Source organism: Mesorhizobium sp. M0140 (genome assembly GCF_040322475.1).
In the GTDB taxonomy this organism is placed as follows: domain Bacteria; phylum Pseudomonadota; class Alphaproteobacteria; order Rhizobiales; family Rhizobiaceae; genus Mesorhizobium.
The window spans coordinates 12,944-34,566 of record NZ_JAMYTM010000009.1 but is presented as its reverse complement, the minus strand read 5'-3'; the positions used below and the strand labels follow the sequence as shown (position 1 = coordinate 34,566).

General features: G+C 63.0%; 20 protein-coding genes. 17 read left to right on the top strand and 3 right to left on the bottom strand.

Going from position 1 to position 21,623, the window contains the following annotated elements; genetic code table 11:
* Positions 1-58 precede the first annotated feature (58 nt).
* The 7 genes from NKJ37_RS11400 (at position 59) to NKJ37_RS11370 (ending at position 7,841) form a co-directional block, all read left to right on the top strand.
* Positions 59-1,090 carry a LacI family DNA-binding transcriptional regulator gene (locus NKJ37_RS11400; RefSeq protein WP_023810652.1) on the top strand — a complete coding sequence of 344 codons (1,032 nt, stop codon included), beginning with the start codon at positions 59-61 and terminating at the stop codon, positions 1,088-1,090.
* Positions 1,091-1,392: 302 nt separating this feature from the next.
* On the top strand, positions 1,393-2,334 hold the full coding sequence (locus tag NKJ37_RS11395; protein ID WP_024502009.1) for a sugar ABC transporter substrate-binding protein: 942 nt from the start codon (positions 1,393-1,395) through the stop codon (positions 2,332-2,334).
* Between the two features lie 114 nt (positions 2,335-2,448).
* Positions 2,449-3,525, top strand: coding sequence for an ABC transporter permease (locus NKJ37_RS11390; protein WP_352773851.1), 1,077 nt, complete (start codon positions 2,449-2,451; stop codon positions 3,523-3,525).
* Between the two features lie 2 nt (positions 3,526-3,527).
* Positions 3,528-4,295, top strand: coding sequence for an ATP-binding cassette domain-containing protein (locus NKJ37_RS11385; protein ID WP_023810655.1), 768 nt, complete (start codon positions 3,528-3,530; stop codon positions 4,293-4,295).
* A 112-nt stretch (positions 4,296-4,407) separates the two neighbouring features.
* On the top strand, positions 4,408-5,403 hold the full coding sequence (iolG, locus tag NKJ37_RS11380; RefSeq protein ID WP_352672875.1) for an inositol 2-dehydrogenase: 996 nt from the start codon (positions 4,408-4,410) through the stop codon (positions 5,401-5,403).
* Between the two features lie 32 nt (positions 5,404-5,435).
* Positions 5,436-6,230, top strand: a complete 795-nt coding sequence (locus NKJ37_RS11375) for an SDR family oxidoreductase (RefSeq protein WP_352773850.1) — start codon at positions 5,436-5,438, stop codon at positions 6,228-6,230.
* Between the two features lie 519 nt (positions 6,231-6,749).
* Complete coding sequence (locus NKJ37_RS11370) at positions 6,750-7,841, top strand: 3-deoxy-7-phosphoheptulonate synthase (RefSeq protein ID WP_352773849.1); 1,092 nt, start codon at positions 6,750-6,752, stop codon at positions 7,839-7,841.
* A 264-nt stretch (positions 7,842-8,105) separates the two neighbouring features.
* Here NKJ37_RS11370 and NKJ37_RS11365 read toward each other — a convergent pair whose 3' ends face one another.
* A complete protein-coding gene (locus NKJ37_RS11365; protein ID WP_023810660.1) occupies positions 8,106-8,741 on the bottom strand; it encodes a LysE family translocator in 636 nt (211 codons plus the stop codon).
* Between the two features lie 129 nt (positions 8,742-8,870).
* On the opposite strand from NKJ37_RS11365, the gene NKJ37_RS11360 reads away from it, so the two are divergent.
* Positions 8,871-9,572: a helix-turn-helix transcriptional regulator gene (locus tag NKJ37_RS11360; RefSeq protein WP_352773848.1), complete on the top strand. Its 702-nt coding sequence runs from the start codon at positions 8,871-8,873 to the stop codon at positions 9,570-9,572.
* A gap of 43 nt (positions 9,573-9,615) precedes the next feature.
* Here NKJ37_RS11360 and NKJ37_RS11355 read toward each other — a convergent pair whose 3' ends face one another.
* Positions 9,616-10,359, bottom strand: coding sequence for a hypothetical protein (locus tag NKJ37_RS11355; RefSeq protein WP_352773847.1), 744 nt, complete (start codon positions 10,357-10,359; stop codon positions 9,616-9,618).
* Positions 10,360-10,573: 214 nt separating this feature from the next.
* Positions 10,574-11,683 (bottom strand): Gfo/Idh/MocA family protein, encoded by a 1,110-nt coding sequence (locus NKJ37_RS11350; protein ID WP_352773846.1) that lies wholly within the window; start codon positions 11,681-11,683, stop codon positions 10,574-10,576.
* A gap of 156 nt (positions 11,684-11,839) precedes the next feature.
* Between NKJ37_RS11350 and NKJ37_RS11345 the strand changes: the two genes are divergently transcribed.
* From NKJ37_RS11345 to phnN, 9 genes are all read left to right on the top strand, one after another.
* Positions 11,840-12,685, top strand: a complete 846-nt coding sequence (locus tag NKJ37_RS11345; protein WP_032909097.1) for a MurR/RpiR family transcriptional regulator — start codon at positions 11,840-11,842, stop codon at positions 12,683-12,685.
* A gap of 140 nt (positions 12,686-12,825) precedes the next feature.
* Complete coding sequence (locus NKJ37_RS11340; protein ID WP_352773845.1) at positions 12,826-14,760, top strand: bifunctional 5-dehydro-2-deoxygluconokinase/5-dehydro-2-deoxyphosphogluconate aldolase; 1,935 nt, start codon at positions 12,826-12,828, stop codon at positions 14,758-14,760.
* A 33-nt stretch (positions 14,761-14,793) separates the two neighbouring features.
* A complete protein-coding gene (gene iolD / locus NKJ37_RS11335) occupies positions 14,794-16,644 on the top strand; it encodes a 3D-(3,5/4)-trihydroxycyclohexane-1,2-dione acylhydrolase (decyclizing) (protein ID WP_352611013.1) in 1,851 nt (616 codons plus the stop codon).
* Between the two features lie 127 nt (positions 16,645-16,771).
* Complete coding sequence (iolE, locus tag NKJ37_RS11330; RefSeq protein ID WP_127330503.1) at positions 16,772-17,689, top strand: myo-inosose-2 dehydratase; 918 nt, start codon at positions 16,772-16,774, stop codon at positions 17,687-17,689.
* A gap of 58 nt (positions 17,690-17,747) precedes the next feature.
* Positions 17,748-17,960 (top strand): DUF3329 domain-containing protein, encoded by a 213-nt coding sequence (locus tag NKJ37_RS11325; protein ID WP_023810667.1) that lies wholly within the window; start codon positions 17,748-17,750, stop codon positions 17,958-17,960.
* Between the two features lie 210 nt (positions 17,961-18,170).
* Complete coding sequence (iolB, locus tag NKJ37_RS11320) at positions 18,171-18,983, top strand: 5-deoxy-glucuronate isomerase (RefSeq protein WP_352440536.1); 813 nt, start codon at positions 18,171-18,173, stop codon at positions 18,981-18,983.
* Positions 18,984-19,136: 153 nt separating this feature from the next.
* Positions 19,137-19,844, top strand: coding sequence for a DUF1045 domain-containing protein (locus NKJ37_RS11315; protein ID WP_352773844.1), 708 nt, complete (start codon positions 19,137-19,139; stop codon positions 19,842-19,844).
* 13 nt (positions 19,845-19,857) lie between these two features.
* Entirely contained in the window at positions 19,858-20,997 is a 1,140-nt protein-coding gene (locus NKJ37_RS11310; protein WP_352585694.1) for an alpha-D-ribose 1-methylphosphonate 5-triphosphate diphosphatase, read from the top strand.
* Positions 20,994-21,623 carry a phosphonate metabolism protein/1,5-bisphosphokinase (PRPP-forming) PhnN gene (phnN, locus tag NKJ37_RS11305; RefSeq protein ID WP_352773843.1) on the top strand — a complete coding sequence of 210 codons (630 nt, stop codon included), beginning with the start codon at positions 20,994-20,996 and terminating at the stop codon, positions 21,621-21,623. The genes NKJ37_RS11310 and phnN overlap by 4 nt, the downstream gene beginning before the upstream one ends.

Genomic DNA, 21,623 nt, shown 5'->3' with positions numbered 1-21,623 from the left:
TCTATCATTTCCCATCAGGATGATGTACGAAGGCTCAAGCAAATCCGACGAGGCAAGCATGGTGAAGCGGCCGACAATATCAGATCTGGCGCGCATCTCGGGCGTCAGTGTCGCCACCGTCGACCGCGTGCTGAACAACCGGCTGCCGGTGCGCGAAGAGACAGCGCGCCGCGTCTACGAGACCGCTACCGATATCGGCTACCACGCCGCCGGCCTCATCAAGCAGCGCATGCGCCAGGAATTGCCGGAGTACCGGCTGGGCTTCCTGCTGCTGCGGGGCAATGATGCCTTCTACGGCGACTTCGCGCGGGAACTTGAACTGGCCATCTCGCAATCGCAACGCTTCCGCGGCGTTGCGACCATCGATTTCGCCAGTTCCCTGGCTCCCGACGAAATCGCCTCCCAGATGCGCAGGCTGGCGGCGAAATCGAGGGCAATCGCCGTTGTCGGTCCGGACCATCCGACCCTGACAGCGGTCGTGGAAACCTTGAAGGCGAGAGGGCAGCCGGTCTTTTCGGTGCTGTCCGACTTTGCCGCCGGCATCCGGGAGGGCTATATCGGCCTCGACAACCGCAAGGTCGGGCGCACCGCCGCATGGATGATCTCCAAAGCAGCCAAGCGGCCCGGCAAGGTCGCCCTCTTCGTCGGCAGCCACCGCTTCCACGGCCATGAGCTGCGTGAGATCGGCTTTCGCTCCTTCTTCCGCGAGCATGCGCCGGAGTTCAGCGTGCTTGAAACGCTGGTCAATCTGGAAGCCAACCAGGTGACCCATGACGCGATGATCGATCTTCTGGCGCGTTATCCGGATCTTGCCGGCTGCTACGTCGCCGGCGGCGGCATGGAAGGCGCGGTCTCGGCACTGCGGGCAGCGAAACCCGCGACCATGCCGGTGGTCGTCTGCAACGAGATCAACGCCGAATCGCGCGCGGCACTCGCCGACAACATCCTCACTATGGTGATCTCGACCCCGCTCGCCGCTTTGTGCCGTGAGCTTGTCGACCTGATGGCGCATGCCATCGAAACCGGCGCCGCCAACGCTCCGGGCCAGACCTTCCTGCCCTTTGACATCTACCTGCCGGAAAACATCTAGCCCGCCGCCGCGCAAGGCCGCCGAGGCAAATGATAGAATCCATCAGAGCGATGCGTAAATCGGCCCGCAGGCCGCGGAATCGCCCTTGACGCCCCGATGTGAAATGGAATAAATATTTCATCATCTGTGTATTTTGGTTCTTTCGTTCCGGAACATCTGTTTCAAACAGAGGGCTTGACGTTCCAGCCAGGAGGCAAGCGTCATCCGGAATAGAAAAGATATCAGGGAGAGATTCCCCGGGGAGATCGGGGATTCCGGATAAATCGGTGAAACCGGACACCAATATGTGGAGGAGAAACACAATGAAGAAATTGATTTTGGGCGTCGCCTTCGCGGCGCTGATGAGCTCATCCGCCTTGGCCGCCAAGGTTGGCGTGTCGATGGCCAAGTTCGACGACAACTTCCTGACCGTGCTGCGCAACGGCATGATCGAGCAGGCCAAGGGCATGAGCGGCGTGGAGCTGCAGGTCGAGGACGCGCAGAACGACGTTGCCAAGCAGCTCGACCAGATCAAGAACTTCGCCGCCTCGGGCGTCGATGCCATCATCGTCAACCCGGTCGACACTTCGGCCACGCAGGCGATGTCGGATGCCGCGGCGGCCGCCAAGATCCCGCTGGTCTATGTCAACCGCGAGCCCGTCAATGTCGACACGCTGCCCGACAACCAGGCCTTCGTCGCCTCGAACGAAGCCGATTCCGGCACGCTCGAGACCAAGGAAGTCTGCCGCCTGTTCAAGGAAGCCGGCAAGAAGGAAGCCAATGTCTATGTGATCATGGGCGAGCTTTCCAACCAGGCCGCCGTGCAGCGCACCAAGGACATCGACGATGTGATCGCGACGCCGGATTGCAGCTTCATCAAGATCATCGACAAGCAGACGTCGAACTGGAACCGCGACGAGGCGCAGAACCTGATGACCAACTGGCTGTCGACCGGCAAGCCGTTCGACGGCGTCATCGCCAACAATGACGAAAGCGCCATCGGCGCCATCCAGGCGATGAAGGCCGGCAACATCGACATGAAGGCGGTTGTCGTCGGCGGCGTCGATGCCACCCAGGACGCGCTGGCGGCCATGCAGGCGGGCGACCTCGACGTAACCGTGTTCCAGGACGCGGCCGGTCAGGGCGCCGGCGCTCTCGATGCGGCGCTCAAGCTCTCGAAGGGCGAGAAGGTCGAGCACAAGGTCTACGTGCCCTTCCAGCTGGTGACGCCGGCCAACATCGACAAGTTCCTGAAGAAGAACTGAGCCGCCAACGGTTCGATACGGAGCGGCGCTCTCGATCGCGACAGCGCCGCTCCCCTCTCTCCCTCGGCGCCGGCACGGCGCGAGGGCGACCGCGGCTGATGGAGGACAGGATACGTGGCACAGACATCTCATGGCGTCGGCGGCGTCGGCTATGATGCGAGGAAGCGCACATGGCCGGCCGAGTTCAATGTTTTCCTGGCATTGGTCATTCTCGTCGTCATCTTCGAACTGATCGGCCGCGTCTTTCTCGGCGACAGCTTCCTGTTCAACACCCGCAGCGACGTCGGCGGCATCTTCAACGAAGCGCGCCTGCAGATCATCATCCTGCAGGTGTCGATCGTCGGCATCATCGCCATCGGCGTGACGCAAGTGATCATCACCGGCGGCATCGACCTGTCCTCGGGCTCGATCGTCGGCGCGACCGCCATGATCGCCATGAGCTTCGCCCAGGTGGCGACGGTCAACGGCAACCCCAATCCCAAGGCGATGTTTTTGGCGCAAGGCTGGACGGACCTGCCTGTCATCGTGCCGCTGCTGGTGGCGATCGCCTGCGGCCTGTTTGCCGGCCTGGTCAATGGCGCGCTGATCGCCTACACGCGCATTCCGCCGTTCATCGCCACGCTCGGCATGATGGTGACCGCGCGCGGCATCGCCAAATGGTGGTCCAAGGGCCAGCCGATCTCGTTTCCCACCGAGAGTTTCGCCGGCATCGGCAAAGGCCTGATGCCCGTCGTCATCTTCCTGTCGCTGGCCGTCCTGTTCCAGCTGATCATGACCTACACCAGGTACGGCAAGCACTGTTACGCGATCGGCTCCAACGAAGATGCCGCGCGCATGTCCGGCATCAAGATCGCCAACCACAAGATCCTGGTCTACGTCATCGCCGGCATTCTCGCAGCGCTCGCCGCCGTGGTGCTGAGCTCCAAGAACCTGACCGCGCAGTCCGGCATGGGCGTGATGTACGAGCTCGACGCCATCGCCATGGCGGTCATCGGCGGCGTCTCCCTGTCGGGCGGGCGCGGCTCGATCATCGGCACGGTTATCGGCTCGCTGATCTTCGGCGTCATCATCTCCGGCTTCACCTTCCTGCGCCTCGACGCCTACTACCAGGAGATGGTCAAGGGCGTGATCATCGTCGGTGCGGTGGTTCTCGACCAGTGGCGCCAACGCCTGCGGGCAATGAGGGCATGACCATGTCAGACATCGTCCTGAAGACTGAAAACCTCACCAAGCGCTATGGCGGCGTGCATGCGCTGGAAGGCGCGAATTTCGAGCTGCGCAAGGGCGAGCATGTCGCCATCATGGGCGACAACGGCGCCGGCAAGTCGACCTTCGTGCGCCAGATCACCGGCGTCGAGCAGCGCACCAGCGGCCAGATCTGGTTCGACGGCAAGGAAGTGAATTTTGCCGGACCGATCGAGGCTCGCACGGCGGGCATCGAGACCGTGTTCCAGAACCTGGCGCTGGCCGACGATCTCGACGTGCCGTCGAACCTGTTCCTCGGCCGCGAGAAGGTGCTGTTCAACCTCGGCCCGTTCTCGATCCTCGACCGCAAATACATGCGCAAGGCGACCGAGGCGGCGCTCGTCCGCACGGCGGTGAAGATCCCCAATCTGTCCAACACCATCCGCCACATGTCGGGCGGCCAGCGCCAGTGCGTGGCGATCGCCCGGACGGCGACCTTCGCCTCCAAGCTGATCATCATGGACGAGCCAACGGCCGCCCTTGGCGTACAGGAGACCGCGCAGGTCGAAAACATCGTCCGCACGCTCAAGGACAATGGCGAGCCGCTGATCCTGATCAGCCACAATATGCGCCAGGTGTTCGATCTCTGCGACCGCATCGTCGTGTTCCGGCGCGGCCGCATCGTCGCCAATCTGCGCAAGGAGAACACCGACGGAAACGACATCGTCTCCTACATCACCGGCGCCAAGACCGGGGAGGCGGAACTCGCGGCCTAAACAGGATGGTCATCCTGTTTTCTGGCGCGCTCGAAAAATAGCCTTGCCACCTTCCCCCAAAAGGAAGGTGTGGACACAACTCTCTCTAACCCATCCCCCCAGAGGAAATATCATGACCGTTCGCTTCGCTCTCCTCGGTGCCGGCCGCATCGGCAAGGTCCACGCCCGCGCCGTCGGCTCCAATCCGCAGGCCAAACTGGTTGCCGTTGCCGATGCGTTCGAGAAGGCCGCCAAAGAGCTGGCGAGCGCCTATGGCGCCGAGGTGCGCAGCATCGAGGATATCGAAAAAGCCGGGGATATCGACGCCGTCGTCATCTGCACGCCGACCGACACCCATGCCGATCTGATCGAGCGCTTCGCCAAGGCCGGCAAGGCGATCTTCTGCGAGAAGCCGATCGACCTCAACGTCAAGCGCGTCGAGAAGTGCCTGGCCGTGGTCGAAAAAACCAAGGCGACGCTGATGGTCGGCTTCAACAGGCGCTTCGATCCGCATTTCGCCGCCGTGCGCAAGGCGATCGACGACGGCGCCATCGGCACCGTCGAGATGGTCACCATCACCTCGCGCGATCCCGGCGCGCCGCCGATCGACTACATCAAGCGCTCGGGCGGCATTTTTCGCGACATGACCATCCATGATTTCGACATGGCGCGCTTCCTGCTCGGCGAAGAGGTCGTGGCGGTCAGCGCCCATGCCTCGGTGCTGGTCGACAAGAAGATCGGTGCTGCCGGCGATTTCGATAGCGTCAGCGTCATCCTGGAAACCGCTTCCGGCAAGCAGGCCGTCATCTCCAACTCGCGCCGCGCCACCTATGGCTACGACCAGCGCATCGAGGTGCATGGTTCGAAGGGTATGATCGCGGCCGAGAACCAGCGCCCGGTGTCGATCGAACTGGCCAACGAGAAGGGCTATACGCGCCCGCCGCTGCACGACTTCTTCATGACCCGCTACCTCGACGCCTACGCCATTGAGATCGCCGCGTTCATCACAGCCGCGACCTCGGGCAAGAAAGCGTCGCCGAGCGGCGCGGATGGGCTGGTGGCGCTGAAGCTGGCCGATGCGGCGCTGAAATCAGCAACGACCGGCAAGACCGTCCGTCTCGACAAGTAAGAACCCTTGGAAAGAACCACAGGAGCAGAGCGATGAGCGGAACAGCCGGTCGCAATTCACAGACACGCGCCATCGTCACCGGTGGCGCCCAGGGGATCGGCTTTGCCGTTGCCGAAGCGCTGGCCGACGAGGGCTGCCGGGCACTGGCGCTCATCGGCCGCTCGCAGGAGAAGGGCGACAAGGCCGTCGCCCATTTCAAGAAAGCGGGCGTCGACGCGATCTTCATCAGCGCCGACGTCTCTAAAGTGGCCGACTGCAAGCGCGCCGTTGCCAACGCGATCTCGCATTTCGGCACCATCAACGCGCTGGTCAACGCCGCCGCGACATCGGCGCGCGGCTCGCTGGTCGAAACCTCCGAGGAGCTGTTCGACACCATCTTCGATACCAATGTGCGCGGCCCGTTTTTCCTGATGCAAGGCGTGGTGGCGCATCTCCTGGAAAAGAAGGCACCAGGCTCGATCGTCAACGTGCTGTCGATGTCGGCGCATACCGGCCAGTCGTTCCTGACGCCCTATTCGACCAGCAAGGGCGCGCTGATGACGCTGACCAAGAACGTCGCCAATGCCTATCGCCACAACCGCATCCGCTGCAACGCGGTGCTGCCCGGCTGGATGGACACCGAGGGTGAGGACATCGTCCAGAAGAAATGGCACGACGCGCCCGACGACTGGCTGGCAAGGGCCGAAGCGGCGCAGCCGATGGGCCAGTTGGTCAAGCCGGACCAGCTGGCGCGGCTGATCAGCTACATGGTCAGCCCGCACTCCGGTGTCATGACCGGATCGCTGGTCGACTATGACCAGAGCATCGCGGGGTCGTCGCCCGAGTAGCGCCGGCGAGTCCCGCGGAAACGCCCATCACTTCGTCATCCACGGGCGGAGCAAGGAGCGTAGCGACGCGGCGCAGACCCGAGGATCCATGCCGCGACTCCAATGCGCCGCGACGGTGCAGAATTCTGTTCCGCTGCACTCTTGGTTGACGTCCCGGCATGGATCCCAGGGTCTCCGCGACGGAGCTTCGCTCCTGCTTTGCCCTGGGATGACGAAATCGCGAAGGTTCGGCCATCCTGAATTTGGCTGCCACCACCCACGTGACAAGCGCCTCCGCATCGACTATATGAGCCTCATGATCAACCTGACCGCCACGTATTGGTACTTTAGGAGCTCGCTGGCGGCGGGAGGATTGCGCTCGATCTGAAGATTGCAGCAACAAGATCCGAACAGCCGCCATACCTGGCGGCTTTTTTGTTTTCAGCCGGCAGGTTCCCTCTAAATCAAAGAGGAGCATGATGTCGTCCGAAAACCGCTTCACACTTTTCGGCATCATGCTCTCGACAGGAGCAGAAAGCCGTGTTGACCACCACAGACGACCTTCGGGTCAAGGAAATCCGAGAACTGAGTACGCCGGACGAGGTGATGCGGGAGATCCCGCGCACTTTGACCGCGACGCGCACCGTCAGCGCATCGCGCAACGCAACCCATGCCATCTTGAACGGCACCGACGACCGGCTGCTCGTCATTGTCGGCCCGTGTTCGATCCACGATCCGGTCGCGGCCGTCGATTATGCCAGTCGCCTGGCAGCGCTGCGCGAGAGTCTGTCGGACCGGCTGGAGATCGTGATGCGGGTCTATTTCGAGAAACCGCGCACGACGGTCGGCTGGAAAGGCCTGATCAACGATCCCGACCTCGACGGCAGCTTCAACATCGACAAGGGGCTGCGAATGGCACGCAACGTGCTGTCGGCCGTCAACAATCTCGGCCTGCCGGCAGCGACCGAGTTCCTCGACATGACGACCCCGCAATACATTGCCGACCTCGTCGCCTGGGGCGCGATCGGCGCGCGCACGACCGAGAGCCAGATCCACCGCGAACTCGCCTCGGGCCTCTCCTGCCCGGTCGGCTTCAAGAACGGCACCGACGGCAATCTTCGCATAGCCGCCGAGGCGGTGAAATCCGCCGCCCAGCCGCATCATTTCATGGCGGTGACCAAGGGCGGGCGCAGCGGCATCGCCACGACCACGGGCAATGAGGACTGCCACGTCATCCTGCGCGGCGGCGTTCAGCCCAACTATGATACGGCGAGCGTCGAAGCCGCCGCTGTGGAACTCGCTCGTATCGGCGTTGCGCCCAGGCTGATGATCGATGTCAGCCACGCCAATTCGGCCAAGAAGCCCGAGAACCAGCCCAAGGTCGCGGCCGATGTCGCCGGCCAGGTCGCGGCGGGCGACGAGCGCATTATCGGCCTGATGATCGAGAGCAATCTCATCGCCGGCCGGCAGGACGTGGTGTCGGGCAAGCCGCTGGTCTATGGCCAGAGCATCACCGATGGCTGCATCGACTGGGCGACCACCGAGACGGTGCTGCACGGCCTTGCGGGTGCTGTCGAATGGCGCCGCTCGACACGCCGCGCCATGATCGACAACCGGCAGGGAGCCGCTTGAGCCACTGATGCCGGCCTTTGCCCGGCACGACCCCCACCCTAACCCCTGCCCACAAGAGGGAGGGCAATCGCATATGGATTCTTGCGAAGAAGGACCCCCACCCTAACCCTCCCCACAAGGGGGAGGGAACGCTGCCGCGCACTCCTACTCGAACCTTTGACGCCTGAAAAACGTCGGCAGTTTGCCGTTGTCAGCGCCGACTGGAGTCCCCCTCCCCCTTTGTGGGGAGGGGTTAGGGGTGGGGGTCCTCTTCGCAGGAAATCCCTACGCCGCCCTTAACCCCTCCCATGCCGTGAACACCGACACGGCAAAGAGCAGCAGTCCGGCCGCCCGGCCGGCAAAAATCGTCGCCCTCGGATTGGCGATCAGAAGATTGCGGCTGCGGCCGGCCGTGATCGCCAGTCCGCCATAGATCGCAGCCTGCGTCGCCACGGTCAGCAGTCCCATGATCGTCGCCTGCATCCAGATCGGACCGTAGTCCGGTTTCAGGAACTGCGGGTAGACGGCAAGCACGAACAGGTATGCCTTCGGGTTGATCAGGCAGGTCACAAAACCCTGGCGAAAGGCCTTCCATGCGGAACGGCTGCCGGCAGGCCCCTCCTGACCGACAGTGATGGAACTGCGCATCAGCGTGATGCCGATAAAGGCCATGTAGGCGGCGCCGGCAAGCAGAAGCGGCTTGAACAGGATCGGCACGAAATGCATCAGCAGGCCGACGCCGATGGCGCCGTTCAGCGTGTGCACCATGCCGCCGACCATGATGCCGCCAGTCGCGGCGAGACCCCTGTCGCGTCCGCCGGTCAGTGCATTGGCGAGCACGAAGAGCATGTCCATGCCTGGAACGGCGATGATGCCGAACAGCAGGATAAAGAAAAGCCAGAGATTTTCCGCATAATCCATGTCAGTTGCCTGCCGCCTCGCTCCGCCAAACCGCAGCGGAACCTGTTGATTTTCAATTCGATAGGCGCTCCTATAGATCAGCCCAACTGACAATGCTGTGTCAGTTGGGCTCGCAACCCGGGGGAAAAAATGCGCAAGGCGTCACGCCTGTTCGAGATCATCCAGATCGTGCGGCTGGCGCGGCAGCCGGTGACGGCGGCGACGATTGCCGAGCGGCTGGAAGTGACGGTGCGCTCGATCTACCGTGACATCGCAGCACTGCAGGCGATGCGCGTGCCGATCGAGGGCGGGCGTGGCATCGGCTATATCCTGCGCCCCGGCTTCGACCTGCCGCCGCTGATGTTTTCGATCGAGGAGATGGAGGCGATCGTGTTGTCACTGGCGCTGCTGGAGCGCACCGGGGACAGCGAGCTCAAACAGGCGGCCAAGCGCGTCAGCGCCAAGATCGCCGGCGCGGTACCGCCGCCCCTGCGCCAGGCATTCGATGCCAATGCGCTGCATGCGTGGGGGTTCGCCGCGCCTTCGACCGGTGCGATCGATCTGGCGCTGGTGCGTCGCGCCATCCGCGATGAGGAGAAGCTCGACCTCTCCTATCGCGACGAAATGGGCCGCGCCTCCGAGCGACTCGTCCGCCCGATCGCCCTGATCTATTACGCCGAAACCGCCAACATCGTCGCCTGGTGCGAGCTGCGCCAGGCGATCCGCAATTTCCGCAGCGACCGGATCGAGGATTGCCAGGCGACGGGGCTGCGGTTTAAGGGCGAAGGCGACCGCTTGCGACAGGTCTGGGTCAACGGCTGGGAGACGAACGCCTCGACCGCCGCGAGTTGAGTTCCAGCGCTTTGGTTCTGCCACCGACCCAAGCTAGATAGTTCTATTGCCCTATCTTCGCCGCTACGCACCCCAACGAGGGCAGCGGAGTGATACCATCCTTTGTTATCTCGTCCTGCCGGGACCTGTTGTCGCCATCGGCAGCGCAGCGATGAATCGCCTCTAAGATAAGCTTTCTGACAGGCTCTTGCGGGAGTGACATATACTCGAAATACGTGTCCTTGGTCGGAAAGCCGTTCACGTAATCAAGAGCTCCAAAGACGCACGCGTTAGTTTCCACCTTGTTGCCTATCCCAAATTTAGTCTTATCAACAAAAACCAAGCCAACCGAGATCCACGTCTTTCTGCTGGTAAATTTATATGCTGTGCAGCCATCACCACTGAGGCGCGCCGTATAGGCAAATGATTTATAACCCTGCAGTAATTTCGAATTCCCCAATAATTTCTCTATGTCATTTGCAAAGACGCCTGGGGAAACTGATATAATGGAAATCTGAGTTGTTCCACTCGTCCGAACTAGGTCGAAAATGCCATCTCGATTAGTTCTATATTCACTTACGGAACCATCTATCTCAGGGCCAGCGTTGATAATCTCATACGTTCTGGTGTAAGATGGCCATACTAAAATTTTCGCCCCTTGATCCAAATGTGACAAATACCTCAATGAAGCGCCTTTAACGCTTTGACCTATACCTTCGGCAGAAGCACCTGTTGCGATCATACTCAAGGAAAGGTAACTTGCAACTGCAAGTAAGAACCAGAAGTTTCTCGCTCCGAATTTGATCATTTATTTAGCCCGGTGAAATTCCTAAATTTTGCCTTGCATGGGATATCACTTTTCCCATCACGACGAAATCGGCTGCGCCAAGGAGCCTCATCTGCCCGAATTGCGCCTATCCGCTATGCCGAAACCACCAACATCGTCGCTTGGTGAGTTCCGCCAGCCGATCGCAATTTCCGCAGCTGAAGCGCCCATCACCAGTCGTGCTCCCCAAGAATGATCACCTCACATCCACCCAGCGCTTTTCCTCGAACGAGCGCGCCATGGCGTGCACGGTGCGCTCGATCTCCAGCCCTTCGGCGAATTCGATGAGCCGCGCCGGCCTGCCTTCAAGCCGCGTCAGCAATTCGTGGCACTCGATGATCTTGAGGTCGTTGAAGCCGAGGCCATGGCCTGGCGCCGGCACGAAGAGGTCATAGGGCTTGTGGTGCGGCGCCACCAGGATGGTGCGGTAGCCCTGCTCGGTCGGCCGGTCGGCGGTGAGGTAAAGTTGGAATTCGTTCGATCGTTCCTGGTCGAACAGGATCGACCCTTTCGAGCCGAATATCTGGACGGCGATGCGGCCCTTGCGGCCCCAGGCCGAGCGGTTGACCAGCAGCGTGCCGGCAATGCCATTTTCCAGATGCATCAGCACGCTGGCGATGTCGTAGGTTTCGACCGCGCGACGGCCGCCGCTGGCCAGCTTGCGATCGGCATAGGGTTTGGCCATGTCGCAGATGACGCTGGCGACGCGGCCGAACAGGGCTGAGACCAGCGACAGCGGATGCACGGCGAAATCGTCGAGCGCGCCATAACCGGAGGCCGCCTCGTGCTTCCAGAAGAACAGCGCCTCGGGATCGGCCATGAAGTCCTCGTCCATCTCGATGCGCAGATGGTTGACCTCGCCGATGATCTTCTCTTCCAGCAAAGCGCCGATGTGGCGGATGGCCGGGCTCTGGATGTAGTTGTAGCCGAGCGCCGCGACCTTGCCGGACTTGCTCGCCGCCGCAGCCATCGCCTCGGCCTCGGCAAAGCTCGGCGCCATCGGCTTTTCGCACCACAGATGCTTGCCTGCTTCGAGGATGGCGATGGCCATTTCCGGATGGAACTGGTTGGGCGTGGTCAGCGAGACGATATCGACTTCGGGATCGTTGACTACGGCACGCCAGTCGCCGGACGCCTTGGCGAAACCGAACTCGCCCGCCTTGCGCCGGGCGAGCTCTTCATTGACCTCGCCGAGATGGACCAGCCGTGGCTTGGCAACGTCGGGAAAGACGGCGCTGACGGCACTCCATGCGATGGCGTGACACTTGCCCATGAAACCCGTACCGATGAGACCGACGCCGACCATTTTTCCGTTTCTCCACTGCTTGAAGCGCTGCGTGGATGAATTAGTCCATTTTCTCTTGGAATGGAATGTCTGCCTCATTTTTTATGGTGTTCTTGCGCAGGCTCGCTATGATGATGCACAGAAGACGCTTCACGCATGAGCCTGGACAGAGCGACGATGGACGAACGGGTACCTCGCGATTTCGAGACGCTGCGCACCACCATCCTGGAGAGGCGCGAAAGCCTGCCGAAGCGCATCGCCCAGATCGCTGCCCATGCGCTCGACAATCCCGACGATATCGCCTTCGGCACGGCCGCCAGCATCGCCGCTTCGGCCGGCGTGCAGCCTTCAACCCTGATCCGATTTGCCCAGCAGCTTGGCTTCGATGGTTTCACCAGCCTGCAGCAGGTGTTTCGCGAACGGCTGCGCGAGCGCAACTCATCCTATGACGAAAGGCTGCAGGCGTTGCGCGCCAAGGCAGAGGGCGGCGCCGGCCATCGGGCGATCTTCGACGGCTTCGTCGCCGCGGCCAGCACCTCGCTCAACGACATTTCGCGCACGCTGGACGAAGCGCATCTGGAAGATGCTATTTCCCTGCTGGCAAAGGCGGAAACCATCTACGTGCTGGCCAAGCGCCGCTCCTATCCGGTGGCGTCCTACATCGCCTATGCGCTGGGCAAGCTGAAGATCCGCAACCAGTTGATCGAATCGGCGGCCGGGCTGAATGCCGAGATGATCGGCTTCGCAACGCCGGCGGATGCCGTCATCGCCATCTCCTTCTCGCCCTATGCGCCGGCCACCATCGAGGAGGCGCGCAGTATTTCGGAACAGGGCGTGCCGATCGTCGCCATCACCGACAGCTCGTTTTCCCCGCTCGCCCAGTTCGCCAAGGTCTGGTTCGAGGTTGCCGAGGCCGATTTCGCCGGCTTCCGCTCGCTGTCGGCGACAATGGCGCTGGCCATGGCGCTGACCGTCGGCGTCGGCGAGAAGCGACGCGACACGGGTCGGAAGCGCAAGGCCTGATCCACCGCCGAAAGGTACTTTTCCCCGAAGGAACGCTCATTCCATATTGACTATGGATTGGAATTATTATTTCATATTCCCGGCGCCACGCTGCCGCTCGCGCGTGTACCCCAACACAACAAGGCCGACGGGAGGTTCCAATGAGCGAAGCCGTGGACGCTGAATACGCGCCGCTCGACGTCATCACCATCGGTCGCGCTTCCGTAGACCTTTATGGGCAGCAGATCGGCTCGCGGCTGGAGGACATCACCTCCTTCGCCAAGTCGGTCGGTGGCTGCCCGGCCAATATTTCGGTCGGCACCGCCCGGCTCGGCCTGCGCTCGGCGCTGCTGACCCGCGTCGGCGACGAGCAGATGGGCCGCTTCATCCGCGAGCAGCTGACGCGTGAAGGCGTCAATGTCGACGGGCTGAAGACCGACAAGGAGCGGCTGACCGCTTTGGTGCTGCTGTCGGTCGAGGACGAAGGCGTTTCGCCGATGATCTTCTACCGCTCGGACTGCGCCGACATGGCGCTGGCGCCGGAAGACATCGATGAGGTTTTCATCGCCTCGGCGCGCTCGATCGTCGTCACCGGCACGCATTTTTCCAGGCCCAACAGCGACGCCGCGCAGCGCAAGGCGATCCGCATCATGAAGGCCAAGGGCGGCAAGGTGGTGTTCGACATCGACTACCGGCCGAACCTGTGGGGCCTCGCCGGCCATGCCGAAGGGTTCGAGCGCTATGTGAAATCGGACCGGGTCTCGGCGCAGCTGAAGACGGTGCTGCCCGACTGCGACCTCATCGTCGGCACCGAAGAAGAGATCATGATCGCGTCGGGCGCCGATGATTGCCTGAGCGCCTTGAAGACGATCCGCTCGCTGTCGGCCGCCACCATCGTCCTGAAGCGCGGCGCCATGGGCTGCATCGTCTATGACGGACCGATCAGCGACGATCTCGAGGACGGTGTCGTCGGCAAGGGCTTCCCGATCGAGATCTACAATGTGCTGGGCGCCGGCGACGCCTTCATGTCCGGTTTCCTGCGCGGCTGGCTGGGTGGCGAAGATCATGCGACAGCGGCGACCTGGGCCAACGCCTGCGGCGCCTTCGCCGTGTCGCGGCTGCTCTGCGCGCCGGAATATCCGACCTTCGAAGAACTGCGGTTCTTCCTCAAACACGGCAGCAAGCATCTGGCGTTGCGCAAGGACGAGGCGATCAACCACATCCATTGGGCGACGACGCGCCGGCGTGACGTCGCCTCGCTGATGGCGCTCGCCTGCGACCATCGCATCCAGCTAGAGGATGTGGCGGCGAAGGCCGGTGCCGATCCGGCGCGGATCGAAGAATTCAAGGTGCTAGCGGTCAAGGCCGCGGCGAAGGTCGCCGCCGGCCGCGACGGCTACGGTATGCTGATCGACGAGAAACACGGCCGCAAGGCGATGTTCGAATTCGCTAGGCATTCCTTCGCCTGGCTCGGGCGGCCGGTGGAGTTGCCGGGTTCGCGGCCGCTGCGCTTCGAATTCTCGCAGGACATCGGCTCGCAGCTCACCGAGTGGCCGGTCGACCATTGCATCAAATGCCTGTGCTTCTATCACCCCGACGATCCGGCGGCGCTGAAGGACGAACAGCAGCAGAAACTGCGCGCCCTGTTCGAAGGCGCGCGGAAGGTCGGCAGGGAACTTCTCGTCGAGATCATTGCCGGCAAGCATGGCAAGCTCGACGAGACGACGATCCCGCGCGCGTTGGAGGAACTCTATGCGCTCGGCATCAAGCCGGACTGGTGGAAGCTCGAGCCGCAGGCGTCGAGCGGCGCCTGGGCGAAGATCGAGGCCGTCATCCTGAAGCACGACCCGTGGTGCCGCGGCGTCGTGCTGCTTGGCCTGGAGGCGCCGCAGGACGAGCTGGAAGCGGCGTTCGCCGCCACCGCCAAGGCACCCATCGTCAAGGGCTTTGCCGTCGGCCGCACCATCTTCGTCCATGCGGCCGAACAATGGCTGGCCGGCAGAATGTCTGATGACGAGGCAATCGCCGACATGGCGTCTCGCTTCGGACAGTTGACGGATGCGTGGCTTGCCGCGCGCGGCCGCAAGGCGGCATAAGAAGGCGCGAATAGGACTGCGGAGGAAAACACCATGAGCAAGACAATCCGCCTGACAATGGCGCAGGCGCTGACCCGCTTCCTGTCGCGCCAGATGACCGAGATCGACGGTAGCAAAGTCCCCATCTTCGGCGGCGTATGGGCGATCTTCGGCCACGGCAATGTCGCCGGCATCGGCGAGGCGCTCTATCAGCTGCGCGACGAATTGCCGACCTTCCGCGCCCACAATGAACAGGCGATGGCGCATGCGGCGATCGCCTATGGCAAGGCCAATTTCCGCCGCCGCTTCATGGCCGCGACCTCTTCGATCGGCCCCGGCGCGCTCAACATGGTGACGGCGGCGGCGCTCGCCCATGTAAACAGGTTGCCCGTCCTGTTTTTGCCGGGCGACGTCTTCGCGAACCGCATTCCCGACCCGGTGCTGCAGCAGGCCGAGGACTTTTCTGACGGCACGGCGACGGTCAATGACTGCTTCCGTCCGGTTTCGCGCTATTTCGACCGCATCACCCGGCCGGAGCAGATCATTCCTGCGCTCAGCCGCGCCATGCAAGTGCTGACCGATCCGGCCGAATGCGGCCCGGTGACGCTGTCTCTGTGCCAGGACGTGCAGGCCGAGGCCTACGACTACCCCGAGAGTTTCTTTGCCGAGCGGGTCTGGCACCAGCGCCGGCCGCGCCCGGATCGCCATGAGCTTGCCGCCGCGGTCGCGGCGCTAGAGGGCGCAAAAAAGCCGCTGGTGATCGCCGGCGGCGGTGTCCTCTATTCGCAGGCGTCGGACGAACTGGCGAAATTCGCCGAGAGCGCCGGCATCCCGGTCTGCGAGACGCAAGGCGGCAAATCCTCGCTGCCGGACGACCATCCGCTCAACATGGCGGCGGTCGGCGTCACCGGCACTTCTGCCGCCAACCGGCTGGCTGAGGACGCCGATGTCGTGCTGGCCATCGGCACGCGCCTGCAGGATTTCACCACTGGTTCGTGGGCGCTGTTCAAGAATTCGGGCAAGACCATCATCGGGCTCAACGTGCAGCCCTTCGACGCCGGCAAGCACCGCGCCCTACCATTGGTGGCCGATGCGGCCGAGGGCCTGGCTGAACTCGGTGCTGCGCTGAACGGCTGGAAGGCACCTTCCACCTGGACCGACAATGCGGCCACCGGCAAGAAGGCCTGGCAGGCCGAGGCGGCCAAGGTGACGGCGTCGACCAATGCGGCCTACCCGTCCGACGCGCAGGTGATCGGCGCCGTGCAGCGCGCCATGGGCACCAATGTGACACTGCTGAATGCCTCCGGCGGGTTGCCGGGCGAACTGCACAAACTCTGGCAGGCGGGCGCGCCCGGATCGTATCATGGCGAATATGGCTTCTCGACCATGGGCTACGAGATTGCCGGCGGGCTCGGAGCCAAGATGGCGAAGCCCGGCGAGGAGATCGTCGTCATGATCGGCGACGGCTCCTACCTGATGATGAACTCCGAAATCGCCACCTCGGTGATGCTCGGCCTCAAGCTCACCATCGTGCTGCTCGACAACCGCGGCTATGGCTGCATCAACCGGCTGCAGATGGCGACCGGCGGCGCCAACTTCAACAACCTCCTCAAGGACTCGCGCCACGAGGTGCTGCCCGACATCGACTTTGCCGCGCATGCGGCGAGCATGGGGGCGATCGCCGAGAAGGTGCCGTCGATCGCCGGGCTGGAAAACGCGCTGGAGAAGGCAAAGAAGAACAACCGCACCACCGTGCTGGTCATCGACACCGACCCGCTGGTTTCCACCGATGCCGGGGGCCATTGGTGGGACGTGGCGGTGCCGGAAGTGTCTGTACGGCCGCAGGTCAACGCGGCGCGCAAGGCGTATGACGAGAAGCGCAAGATGCAGACCGTCGGCGATTGATAAGGCGCTGCCACCCCTACCTCCCCCACCCCGCTGCTTCGCAGCGACTTGCCGGGGCGAGCAACGGTCTCGCCCGTCCTTCGGACCCCCACAAGGGGGTGAATACGAACTGAACTGGAGTGACGACTTGAAAGCCAAACTGGGCATGTCCCCCATTGCGTGGTGGAACGACGATCTTGCGGAACTCAGCGATGATGTGTCGCTGGAAGAATGTCTGCGCCAGTCGCGCTCGGCCGGCTTCACCGGCATGGAGATGGGCCGGCGTTTTCCCAATGATCCCGAAATCATGCTGCCGATCCTGAAGGCCGCCGACGTCACGCTGTGCGGCGGCTGGTTCTCGGGCACGCTGGTCGATGGGGAGATGGCCGACAACAAGGATCGCATCCAGCCGATGATCGACCTGTTCAAGGCCGTGAACGCGCCTTGCATCGTCTATGGCGAGGTCGGCCGCTCGATCCAGGGCGACCGCTCGAAGCCGTTGGCCACCAAGCCGAAGCTGTCGGATGACGAGATGAAGGCCTACGCGAAACGCCTGACCGCGTTTGGCGAATGGTGCGCCGAGCAAGGCATGCCGCTCTCCTACCACCACCATATGGCGGCAGTGGTCGAGACCGAGCCGGAACTCGATGCCTTCATGCGCTATTCCGGAGCCGGCATTCCCCTGCTGCTCGATGCTGGACATCTGGCATTCGCCGGCGGCGACGTGCTGCGCGCTATCGACAACCATCATACCCGGATCAGCCATGTGCATGTGAAGGACGTTCGCATGGGGGTGATCGAAAAGCTCGATCGCACCAAACAATCCTTCCTCGACGCGGTGGCGCTGGGCGCCTTCACCGTGCCGGGCGATGGTTCGCTGGATTTCGGCGCCATCGTGCAGCGCTTCGCCGACCATGGCTATGAGGGCTGGTTCGTGGTCGAGGCGGAGCAGGACCCGAAGAAGAACCCGCCACTCAGGATGGCGCAGGTTGGCTACAAGGAATTGATGCGCGTCATGACCGCCGCCGGCTATACGGTCGAGACGCAAGGCTTTCCAAATGTCTAGTTTCCCAATGGCTGGTGCGACGGGTTCCCGGCGAGGCCGATTGCTGTAGATTGGCCCGATGAAAGATTCCGAACACCCCTTCTTCCGGCCTTTGTGGCGGCGCGTCGCCATCGTCGCGGTCTGCGTCATCTGGTCGATCATCGAGTTCGCCACCGGCACGCCGTTCTGGGGCATGATCGCGCTCGGCTTCGCCGGCTACGCCGTCTGGCAGTTTTTTTATCTCTATAAGCCGGCCGACGAGGCGAAGGCCGAGGCCGAACCGAAGGAGTGACTGATCGCATGCGTTGGCGATTGGCTTGCAGTGCTTCTAACTTCGTCATCCTAGGGCGGAGCAAGGAGCGCAGCGACGCGGCGCAGACCCTAGGATGACGAAGTTGGAAGGGCGCCGGCCAATTTCCGAACGTTTGCGATGGTCCTTTCAAACAAACGACTTGGCTTTACAGGCCTGCAACCGTCAGGCCACTGGAATAGGAGACAAGAAATGTCGAAGCTGCTCGTCAAAGCCGACAAAGGCCTTGGCCGCGTCGCCCATGTGACGCCGAAAAGCGCCGGCTGGACCTATGTCGGTTTCGACCTGCATCGGCTGAAGCCGGGCGAGAGCGTCTCCGGCAAGACGGAGGATCGCGAAGTCTGCCTGGTGTTCGTCACCGGCAAGGGCAAGGCCAAGGCCGGCGGCAAGGAGCTCGGTCTGCTCGGCGGGCGCATGTCGCCCTTCGAGGGCAAGCCGTGGTCGGTCTACATTCCGCAAGGCTCCGACTGGTCGGTGACGGCGGATACCGAGCTGGAACTTGCCGTCTGCTCGGCGCCGGGCCTTGGCGGCGGCCTGCCGGCGCGGGTGATCGCACCGGACGATCTCGGCCAGGAGGTGCGCGGCAAGGGCACCAACACGCGCTACGTCACCAACATATTGCCGGAGGGCAAGCCGGCCGATTCGCTGCTGGTGGTCGAGGTCATCACGCCTGGCGGCCACACGTCGAGCTACCCGCCGCACAAGCACGACCAGGACAATCTGCCCGCTGAATCCTATCTTGAGGAAACCTACTATCACCGTCTCAACCCGCCGCAGGGCTTTGCCTTCCAGCGCGTCTACACCGATGCCGACAAGAACGGCCATCGCGCGCTCGACGAAGCCATGGCGATCGAGGATGGCGATGTCGTGCTGGTGCCCGGGGGTTATCACCCCTGCGCCGCCTGCCACGGCTATGACCTCTATTATCTCAACGTCATGGCCGGACCGAAGCGGACGTGGAAATTCCACAATGCGCCTGAGCATGAATGGCTGATGAAGGCCTGACCGGTCGCTGCGTGAGCACTCGCTCCCTGGTCCAGCACGAAAAAATCGTCGGCTAATGACCCCGCCGCAGCGTTTTGTTACCTGAAAGCCAGCAAGGCTTCGTCAATTCGTCATGGAAATCACCTATGGCAGCGAAGCTGACAAGGACTTTCCATGCGTTATGCTCTCTATTTCACCCCCCGGCAGGACGAGCCGTTGGCTCGGATCGCCGCCAACTGGCTCGGCCGCGACCCGTTCGGCGCCGCGACAAGGCCGGTCGAGGCTGTAGCCGACCTGTCGGCGGCGGAAGTCGCTTTCCACAGCGCCTCGGCGCGCCGCTATGGTTTCCACGCGACGCTGAAAGCGCCTTTCCGCCTGGCTGCCAACGAGACCGAAGCCTCGCTGCGCGCCGCACTCGACCAATTCGCCGAGGCGACGCCGGCGGTGACCATCCCGCGTCTCGTCGTGAGCCAGATCGACGGCTTCTTCGCACTGGTGCCGGAAGGGCCAGTGCCTGCGCTCAACCGGTTCGCCGATGACGTGGTGCGCGATTTCGACCGGTTTCGCGCACCGCTAAGCGAAGCGGAAATCGAGCGGCGCAGCCCGGATTCGCTGAAGCCGGCCGAGTTCCGCAACCTCTGCCAATGGGGTTACCCCTATGTCTTCGAAACCTTTCGCTTCCACATGACGCTGTCGGGCCGGGCGGGGTCACAGGAAAGCCCTCGTTTGCGCGCAGCGATCGACAGCCTGTTCGCGGAAGTGCTGCAACAGAAGGTGCTGGTGGATGCGCTGACCTTGTTTGTCGAAACCGAACCGGGTGCACCGTTCATGGTGCTCTCGCATCACGCGCTCGGGCGCCGCCCGGCCAGAAAAACCGCCTGAAGGACTGCCTGAAATGACCGCCGAGACTGTTCTCCACAATGCCCGCATCGTGCTTGCCGACGAGATCGTCGAGGGTTCGCTGGTGCTGCGCGACGGCTTTATCGCCGGCATCGAATCCGGCATCAGCCGCATCGGCGAGGATATGGACGGCGACTATGTCATTCCCGGGCTGGTCGAATTGCACACCGACCATCTCGAAGGCCACTACGCGCCGCGGCCCAAGGTGCGCTGGAATCCGATCGCCGCCGTGCTCGCCCATGACGCGCAGGTAGCGACCGCCGGCATCACCACCGTGCTCGACGCCTTGCGCGTCGGCATGGACGAAGACGCCGACCTGACATCGGCCGACATCCGCAAGCTGGCCGACGCAATCGAGGACAGTGTGAAGCAGGACCGTCTGCGCGCCGATCATTTCATCCATCTGCGCTGCGAGGTTTCGGCACCGGACTGCCTCAGGGCTTTCGCCAATTTCGACGGCGACGAGCGAGTCAGACTGGCGTCGCTGATGGACCATGCGCCAGGCCAGCGCCAGTTCGTCAACCTCGAGACCTATGCCTACTATTACCAGCGCAAGCTGAAGCTGACCGATCGCGACTTCAAGCTGTTCTGCGAAAAGCGGATGGCCGAATCGGCGCGCAATTCGGCGCCGAACCGGGCGGTGATATCAGCCGCCTGCCAGGAGCGCGGCATCGTGCTGGCCAGCCACGACGACGCCACATCAGGCCATGTCGACGAGGCGATCGAGCAGGGCGTGCGCGTCGCCGAATTCCCGACCACGGAAGAGGCCGCCAGGGCCTCGAAAGAGGCCGGGATGGGCGTGCTGATGGGCGCGCCCAACGTCATGCGCGGCGCCTCGCATTCGGGCAATGTCTCCGCCCGTACGCTGGCCGGCGACGGCCTGCTCGACATCTTGTCATCCGACTATATTCCCTTCAGCTTGATCCAGTCGGCGTTCTTCCTCGGCGATGTCGTCGAAGGCATTTCCCTGCCGCAGGCCGTCGCCATGGTCTCGAAGAACCCGGCCGATGCGGTTGGCCTGACCGATCGCGGCGTCATCGAACAGGGCCGCCGCGCCGATCTGGTGCGCGTGCGCGTCGACGACCATGTCCCGGTGGTGCGCACCGTGTGGCGGCAGGGAAGCCGGGTCGCATGATGGTGTCGGCATCGATCGAGCGGGAATTGTCGGCCGAGACGTTTCCGATCCGCGATGGCGTTTTCGTCGCCGTCGTCGGCCCAAGCGGCGCCGGCAAGGACACAGTGATCGGCTACGCCCGCGCCCGCTTTGCCGATGAGACAAGGCTGGAGTTCGTCCGCCGCGTCATCACCAGGCTGAGCGATGTCGCCAGCGAGGACCACGACACGCTGGCCGATGCCGCCTTCGTCGAGGCCGAAGCCGATGGCGCCTTCGCCATCTCCTGGGAAGCGCACGGCTTGCGCTACGGCATCCCTGCCGATGTCGACTGGTCCGTTGCCAATGGCCGTGTCGCTGTCGCCAATGTGTCGCGCGCGATCATCCCCTCCTTGCGCGAACGCTATGCCAATCTGGCCATCGTCGAGATCACCGCCTCTCCCGACGTGCTGGCAGAGCGTCTGGCGATGCGCGGCCGCGAGTCACGCGGCGAGGTGCTGGCGCGACTGGCGCGCAGCGCCAATGTCACTCTGTCCGGGCCCGGCGTCACCTCGATCGACAACAGCGGCCCACGCGAAGCCGCCGGCAAGCGTTTTGCCGAGGTGCTGCGCAAGGCGATGGCCTTTTCCGACATATCGGGCCTGATCTAG

Bases quoted from the DNA above. Each gene is read 5' to 3' on its own strand.
- phnN (WP_352773843.1), top strand. From the start codon at position 20,994: ATGATGGTGTCGGCATCGATCGAGCGGGAATTGTCGGCCGAGACGTTT.
- NKJ37_RS11315 (WP_352773844.1), top strand. From the start codon at position 19,137: ATGCGTTATGCTCTCTATTTCACCCCCCGGCAGGACGAGCCGTTGGCT.
- NKJ37_RS11385 (WP_023810655.1), top strand. From the start codon at position 3,528: ATGTCAGACATCGTCCTGAAGACTGAAAACCTCACCAAGCGCTATGGC.
- iolG (WP_352672875.1), top strand. From the start codon at position 4,408: ATGACCGTTCGCTTCGCTCTCCTCGGTGCCGGCCGCATCGGCAAGGTC.
- NKJ37_RS11350 (WP_352773846.1), bottom strand. From the start codon at position 11,683: ATGGTCGGCGTCGGTCTCATCGGTACGGGTTTCATGGGCAAGTGTCAC.
- NKJ37_RS11365 (WP_023810660.1), bottom strand. From the start codon at position 8,741: ATGGATTATGCGGAAAATCTCTGGCTTTTCTTTATCCTGCTGTTCGGC.
- NKJ37_RS11325 (WP_023810667.1), top strand. From the start codon at position 17,748: ATGAAAGATTCCGAACACCCCTTCTTCCGGCCTTTGTGGCGGCGCGTC.
- NKJ37_RS11345 (WP_032909097.1), top strand. From the start codon at position 11,840: ATGGACGAACGGGTACCTCGCGATTTCGAGACGCTGCGCACCACCATC.
- NKJ37_RS11340 (WP_352773845.1), top strand. From the start codon at position 12,826: ATGAGCGAAGCCGTGGACGCTGAATACGCGCCGCTCGACGTCATCACC.
- NKJ37_RS11375 (WP_352773850.1), top strand. From the start codon at position 5,436: ATGAGCGGAACAGCCGGTCGCAATTCACAGACACGCGCCATCGTCACC.
- iolD (WP_352611013.1), top strand. From the start codon at position 14,794: ATGAGCAAGACAATCCGCCTGACAATGGCGCAGGCGCTGACCCGCTTC.
- iolB (WP_352440536.1), top strand. From the start codon at position 18,171: ATGTCGAAGCTGCTCGTCAAAGCCGACAAAGGCCTTGGCCGCGTCGCC.
- NKJ37_RS11360 (WP_352773848.1), top strand. From the start codon at position 8,871: ATGCGCAAGGCGTCACGCCTGTTCGAGATCATCCAGATCGTGCGGCTG.
- NKJ37_RS11310 (WP_352585694.1), top strand. From the start codon at position 19,858: ATGACCGCCGAGACTGTTCTCCACAATGCCCGCATCGTGCTTGCCGAC.
- NKJ37_RS11355 (WP_352773847.1), bottom strand. From the start codon at position 10,359: ATGATCAAATTCGGAGCGAGAAACTTCTGGTTCTTACTTGCAGTTGCA.
- NKJ37_RS11400 (WP_023810652.1), top strand. From the start codon at position 59: ATGGTGAAGCGGCCGACAATATCAGATCTGGCGCGCATCTCGGGCGTC.
- NKJ37_RS11395 (WP_024502009.1), top strand. From the start codon at position 1,393: ATGAAGAAATTGATTTTGGGCGTCGCCTTCGCGGCGCTGATGAGCTCA.